This is a genomic window from Gemmatimonadales bacterium, from assembly GCA_030697825.1.
In the GTDB taxonomy this organism is placed as follows: domain Bacteria; phylum Gemmatimonadota; class Gemmatimonadetes; order Gemmatimonadales; family JACORV01; genus JACORV01.
Genome location: JAUYOW010000172.1, coordinates 1 through 3,957 on the forward strand (window position 1 = coordinate 1; position 3,957 = coordinate 3,957).

Below are 3,957 nucleotides of genomic sequence, written 5' to 3' on the forward strand. Positions count from 1 at the left end.
GCGCCGAGGGCGCGGGCCACCCGCCGCGTGATGTCGCGCATCGCGCCCGCGCGGTCGCCGCCGTAGCGCCGCTCGATCATCCGCGTCACCGCGAGCCCCACCCGCTTCACCTCGACGTCTCGGAAAGCGTCCACCGGCGTGCCGTCGCTGGTGATGAGCATGTCGCTTCGCGCCAGCCGGCGCAGCGTCGGCGCGTCCGAGCGTGCCCCTGCGCGCCGCGCCAGCCGCACCGCTTCGGCGTCGGCCGCCGCCCGAACCGCGGCGTCGATGGAGCGGAACCCCAGCTTGTGGTAGAACCAGAACGAACCGGCCTCGATCCCCTCGGGGTTCTCGTGGCCCAGCTGGTAGCGCCGCATGATGAACTTGCGCGCGCCGAAGTGATGATGGAAGAGCGACGCGAACCGCGCGAACACGTACGGCGATTCCCCGGCGCGATAGGTCGGGAAGATGTTGATGCCGATGTCCGCGCGGTCGAAGAGGAGGACGGCGTACCCGTAGCCTAACGGGACCCCGTTCTTGACCAGCAGCGCGCCGAAGTCGCTCTCGAGCGTAAGCCGCTCGGGCCGCGCGAGACCGATGACGTAGATATCGAGCCCGCGACCCGCGTCCACGCGATAGACCTCGTCGCGGTTGGCGTGCACGATGACGTGGAACTCGCGCTCGCGCTGGGAGAGGGCCGCGCGCGCGGCGTGGATGATCCGGTCGGCACGGGCCGGGGCCAGAGCCTCCAGCTCGCCGATCGGCTTGCGCACCTCCGCGGCGAAGTCCGCCGGCCGCTCGCGCAGCAGCTCCCGGTGATAGAACACCCGCCGCACCGGGAGGCGCGCATGCGTGATCGCGTCTCGGCAGCCGGCAAGATCCCAGACCAGCGGCAAGCTCAGGCTTTCGAAGAGGTGCCGCTCCAGCGGCGGCGGGAAGCCCCTAGCGCGCAGCGTTCCCAGCAGCCACGCCACGTCCGTCCGCCGATCGCCCTTCTTCGCCCACCTCACCCAGTCCCACGACGGCACGTCGTCATCATCGAGACCCTCGTTCTCCGCCCACACTACGCACAGCGAGAGCATGGCCGCGATCTCGTCCCAGGTGTGCCGCTGGTACGCCTGCCAGTCTATCTCCACCGCCCGGCCGTAGCTCTCGCAGAGCCAGCGCGTCATGGTGTGGTTGAACGGGTAGCGATAGGTCGTCCCGGCGATGCCGGTGTTGGCGAGCTGGTCACGAAAGCGCCGCGCCCGAGCCTCGAATCTCTCCAGTTCGTTCAGCGTGCGGCGCAGCTCCGCCGCGTTCCGCGGGAACGCACGTCTGAAGCAAAGCAGCTCGTGCCGGGCCTCGAGGTCCTCCGCTGTCACGCTAGGCGCACTCGCGCTCGACCGCGGCGCGGAAGAGGCGCTGGAGCTGGTCCGTCACCGGCCGCTCCGCCGGCAGCGCGCGGCCCTGTACGTCATGGATGCTGCCCACTTCGTGGACCGTGCTCGCGACGAACAGCTCCTCCGCCCGATGTATCTCGTGCTCGTAGATCGGCACCTCCCGTACCGGGATCCCCTCGGTGCGGCAGAGCTCCAGGACCAGCGCGCGCGTGATGCTGGGGAGGATGTAGTTGGAGAGCGGCGCCGTCCGCACTTCGCCCTCGAACACGCCAAACAGGCTGCTCAGCGTCCCCTCGAGCACCACGCCGTCGCGGACCAGCAGCGCCTCGTGCGCGCCGGACTCGACCGCGCGCTGGTGCGCCAGCACGTTCGCCGTGAGAGCCGTGACCTTGATGTCGCAGCGCGACCAGCGCACGTCGGGGACCAGGATGACCGAGAGCCCCGGGTCGCTCCATGCAGCCGGCGGCTCGAAAGCCCAGGTCCGCCCGTAGATCGTCGCCTTCACGTCCGGCGGCGGGAATGCGTGCGAGCGCGGCGCGACGCCGCGCGTCACCTGGATGTAGACCAGCGCGTTGCTCCCCCCGAGGTCGTTCTCGGCGATGAGCTGCGACGGCAGCTCCTTGAGCGGCGAGAGGTACGCACCGATGCGCAGCTCGCCCAGGCTGTATGCCAGCCGCGCGAAGTGTTCCTCTATGCGGAACGGCAACCCGCGGTACGCGCGTATCACTTCGTACACGCTGTCGCCGAACAGGAACCCGCGGTCGAGCGGGCTGATGAGCGCCTGGTCCTCGGGCATGAAATGCCCGTTGAGATAGACGACGGTCATAGCGTCAGCGTCCTCGCCAGATCTTCCAGTGGGCCTGCACCTCTCCGCCGCGCACCACGACGTATTCGTCGAACAGGGCGGCGGTGAGGCACGAGTGGTTGGGCACTACCCGGATCTTCTCGCCCACGGCGAAGCGGCCTTCCACGTCCGCCGGGCCCGCGCCCGCAATGATACCGTGCTCCTGCGACACCGACTTCAGGTTGACCCGGTCCTCGACGGTCATCCCCGCCAAGTCCTTCGCCACCGGGCCCAGGCCGCGGCCGCGCGCCTGGTCCGACGGGCCGAGGTCCTTGGACATCGAGAGCGCGCCGGCATCCACGACCGCGTGATCGGAACCGGGCTGGTGAGAGACCACCGTCGAGAGCACCGTGACCGCGACGTCCTCCGGCCGGCACACCCCGTTGGCGACCTGCGTCCAGTCGTTGAACGCGTAGTTGCCGGGACGCGCTTCGGTCACGCCGTCCAGGTTCTCGACGACCGACATCGTGGGCGTCGAGCCGATGCTGATGGCCGGGATCTCCTGCCCCGCGTCCCTGCACCGCGCCGCGAACTCGACCAGCGCCGACCGCTCCTCGCCCGCGATGCGCTTCAGCTCCTCGCGGTTCCTCGCCGAGTAGCCGTGGCCCGCGTGGGTGAGGAACCCGTCGAACACGATGCCCCTACTCGCATTGAGGCGCCGCACCAGCTCGAGGCTGGAAGGTACGCTCGGATCCACGCCCACCCGATGGTACCCGCAGTCCACCTTGAGCCAGGTGTGGATGGCGTTGCCTGCCGCGCGCCCCGCCGCCGCCACCGCGTCGAGTGCCGCCTCCGAGTCCACGACCACCCGGAAGGTGATACGCTTCGCGAGCGCGACGACTTCATCGAGGCGTCCGGTGACGACGGGGAACGCCCAGGTGATGTCGTCGAACCCGTGGTCGGCGAAGTCCCTCGCCTCGACCAGCGTCGCGGCGGTGATCCCCTGCGCCCCGGCATCGCGTTGCAGGCGCCCCACCTCGATGCACTTGTGCGTCTTGACGTGCGGGCGTAGTCGCGCGCCCAGGCGGCGGATCTTCTCCGCCATCGCAGCGATGTTGCGCTCGAGGACGCCGAGATCGAGCAGGAGCGCGGGGGTCGGGATATCCTGGACGGACTGGCGGCGCGTCATCGCATGAAAGTGACGACGCGCCGCCCTAAGCTCAATGCCCGCCGTGCCCGTCGCGCTACTGCCAGCCTCCCGCCAGCGCCGACGAAGTGACCGGACGTTCGACGCGGATGGTGCGCCGGTGCTCGATCCCGTTGATGCGGACCGTCACCAGGTACGTGCCCGGCTCGACGTACGGCCCGGCGCCAAAGCCGGCGCCAAACCCACCCCCGCCGCCACCGCCACCGCCACCAGGGCCGCCGCCGCCCGGTGCCTCGAAGACGCCCGGCTCGCCGGGCTCCGGGTCGCGGCCCGGGAACTGTGGCCGGCGCCCCCCGGTGGTATCCCGCGCCGCTGCGCGGATGCTGTCACGCACCAACGCCTGGCGCAGTGCGGTCCTGATGCTGTCGCGCAGCGCCGACGGCGAGAGCGGCGGCCGGTCGCGACGCAGGTCCCAAGTGATCCACCGCAACGCCCCGCCTCCGGCGGGAGCTCGAAGGGTCCGCACCGTGTCTCCGGCCGCACCGGTGATCACGAAGACGATGTCGTCGGCCCGCGGCGCCCGCGCTCCGCCGAACGCCCCGCCCGCCCCGCCCGGCCCACCAGCGCCGCCCGGGCCGCCGGCACCGCCGCCCGGACCTGCTCCG

The 3,957-nt window shown here is 70.9% G+C and carries 4 protein-coding genes; all 4 read right to left on the reverse strand.

Annotated features, from left to right (window positions below; all coding sequences use genetic code 11):
- Window positions 1–1,343 (reverse strand): hypothetical protein (locus Q8Q85_09325; protein ID MDP3774454.1); only part of this gene is annotated, 1,343 nt, incomplete at its 3' end.
- 1 nt (window position 1,344) lies between these two features.
- The gene (locus Q8Q85_09330; protein MDP3774455.1) at window positions 1,345–2,187 is read right to left on the reverse strand and encodes an aminotransferase class IV; all 843 of its coding nucleotides are present in this window, start codon (window positions 2,185–2,187) and stop codon (window positions 1,345–1,347) included.
- 4 nt (window positions 2,188–2,191) lie between these two features.
- Complete coding sequence (locus Q8Q85_09335) at window positions 2,192–3,334, reverse strand: alanine racemase (GenBank protein ID MDP3774456.1); 1,143 nt, start codon at window positions 3,332–3,334, stop codon at window positions 2,192–2,194.
- 55 nt (window positions 3,335–3,389) lie between these two features.
- Window positions 3,390–3,957: hypothetical protein (locus tag Q8Q85_09340; GenBank protein ID MDP3774457.1), on the reverse strand; the 568-nt coding region annotated here is incomplete at its 5' end.

What these genes read in the sequence shown, in the direction of transcription:
- Q8Q85_09330 (MDP3774455.1), bottom strand. Translation starts at nt 2,187, where the DNA reads ATGACCGTCGTCTATCTCAACGGGCATTTCATGCCCGAGGACCAGGCG.
- Q8Q85_09335 (MDP3774456.1), bottom strand. Translation starts at nt 3,334, where the DNA reads ATGACGCGCCGCCAGTCCGTCCAGGATATCCCGACCCCCGCGCTCCTG.